The organism is Limnohabitans sp. 2KL-17, from assembly GCF_003063415.1.
Taxonomy (GTDB): Bacteria; Pseudomonadota; Gammaproteobacteria; order Burkholderiales; family Burkholderiaceae_C; genus Limnohabitans_A.
Genome location: NZ_NESK01000067.1, coordinates 1 through 1,841, shown reverse-complemented (window position 1 = coordinate 1,841; position 1,841 = coordinate 1). Strand labels below are relative to the sequence as shown.

3 protein-coding genes are annotated in these 1,841 nt (G+C 53.5%); 1 reads left to right on the top strand and 2 read right to left on the bottom strand.

The annotated features are described in order from the left end of the window. Both B9Z45_RS16555 and B9Z45_RS16550 read right to left on the bottom strand, forming a co-directional pair. A partial coding sequence (locus tag B9Z45_RS16555) for a transposase (protein WP_146180858.1) occupies positions 1 to 247 on the bottom strand: 247 nt, incomplete at its 3' end. A 398-nt stretch (positions 248 to 645) separates the two neighbouring features. Beyond that, entirely contained in the window at positions 646 to 1,062 is a 417-nt protein-coding gene (locus B9Z45_RS16550) for an endonuclease domain-containing protein (protein WP_108408287.1), read from the bottom strand. 532 nt (positions 1,063 to 1,594) lie between these two features. Here B9Z45_RS16550 and B9Z45_RS16545 point away from each other — a divergent pair. Continuing rightward, a partial coding sequence (locus B9Z45_RS16545) for a transposase (protein ID WP_146180858.1) occupies positions 1,595 to 1,841 on the top strand: 247 nt, incomplete at its 3' end.

Below are 1,841 nucleotides of genomic sequence, written 5' to 3'. Positions count from 1 at the left end.
CCTCGCAAGCCTCGTCGGCCAAGTTGAACCAGTGCTGCACAAAGTACATGCGCAACATACGCTCAAGTCCCACCGGCGGGCGACCATTGCCCGGCTTGGGGTAATGCGGCTCGATCACTTCGCATAGCGCATGCCACGGAACGATCTCATTCATTGTGGAGAGGAACACGTCGCGCCTGGTTGCGCGACGGTATTGTTCGAATCCGGCTCCTGCATCGGCCGCTAGGGCAAGGGTCTGTTGTTTCATCGACCTATAACGAAACAGCACCCAATGCGGTGGACTTATTCAGCGTAGCCTTAATGTCCGCAACCGCTGCCTTTGAGTCAACCATCAAAACTGATGCTGATGTTATTTCTGGCAGTCAAGACAGGCTGGGAGCGGCCTTTCACTACTGATCACTAAACGACCAGATCGGATAATAGCGGTCAAATGGCGAACTAAATCAGACCGAGATGAATTCTGATCGGCCAGGCCTTTTGGCTGCATTTATTCCTGAAAGATGTCCTAGCCGGGAATCAACGGTTGCGGCAGTTTGTTCGGCTTGAACTCATAGGGAGTGAGGTGGAGTGGGCTGCGGTGGAGCTGTCCCTTGTGGAAATGGTGCGGACTGGACACTAGAAGCCATTCCTGTGGCTATAGCGTACTCAGTACCTCAACCCTATGAAGGCTAGCTTTCCCTCAAGCGAATAACGCAGGTAGTCATCCATGTACTCGTCGAAGGGAGGAGGTGCCCGATTGATACTGAGCAGACCGTGCCTCTCCGCAATTGCGTAGATGAATCGTCGCGAGAATGGGCCAGCAGCCTCGTTATCTGGATCTGCATCGGACACGCACAGCCTTCCAGGTATGCGGTAGACCTTCCAGCCAAACTCGTGAAAGCGATCATCTCGCGCCTGGTCGCGTACGGTGTCTTGGTGGAATTGCAAGCCGTTGCACTCGATGGCGACGCGGGCAACAGGGTTCGCGAAATCCGCAAAGAATCGATCTACGGGATACTGGGGATAGAAAACCGCACCGAGTTCGCGGATCTGCTCCCATATTGCGTTTTCGATAGGCGTCATGGGAAACGTAGCCGTAAGAGTGCTCGGGTCTATGAACTCAGGCCAAGCGTTAGTCTTTGTCGTCGTGATTGACGGATCGAAGTCTCTGTAAAAAGCAAGAGCATGTTCAAAGTGGCTAATGGGAATCTCCTAGGGCTACGTTGAGGCCGACGCCGCCTAGGATATCAATTTCCTCTGAGGTCGCCAGCGAGCGCCTTTAGAAAAAAGGCCCACGTCGCTCGATGTGGTTTTTTTAGTTTTTTGGGTTGACCCTTATCATCAGATGCCAAATGCAGTGATGGGCACGCTCATAGCTCTATCGGTTGCACCTTGAGCGCCCAGCATCGCTATTACGTGAGGTTCAGCAGCAAAAGAGGCTTTCAACAGCCGGGCACTCTTGATTCAGAGAATGTCAGCTATCGGTGCATACCAGCCTCTGATGTTTGACGTGTAATTCCAGTTACGAAGGTGTCGAATGCGGTTCAATGGGTTTCCTCATTTAAGGCTACGCTGAATAAGTCCACCGCATTGGGTGCTGTTTCGTTATAGGTCGATGAAACAACAGACCCTTGCCCTAGCGGCCGATGCAGGAGCCGGATTCGAACAATACCGTCGCGCAACCAGGCGCGACGTGTTCCTCTCCACAATGAATGAGATCGTTCCGTGGCATGCGCTATGCGAAGTGATCGAGCCGCATTACCCCAAGCCGGGCAATGGTCGCCCGCCGGTGGGACTTGAGCGTATGTTGCGCATGTACTTTGTGCAGCACTGGTTCAACTTGGCCGACGAGGCTTGCGAGG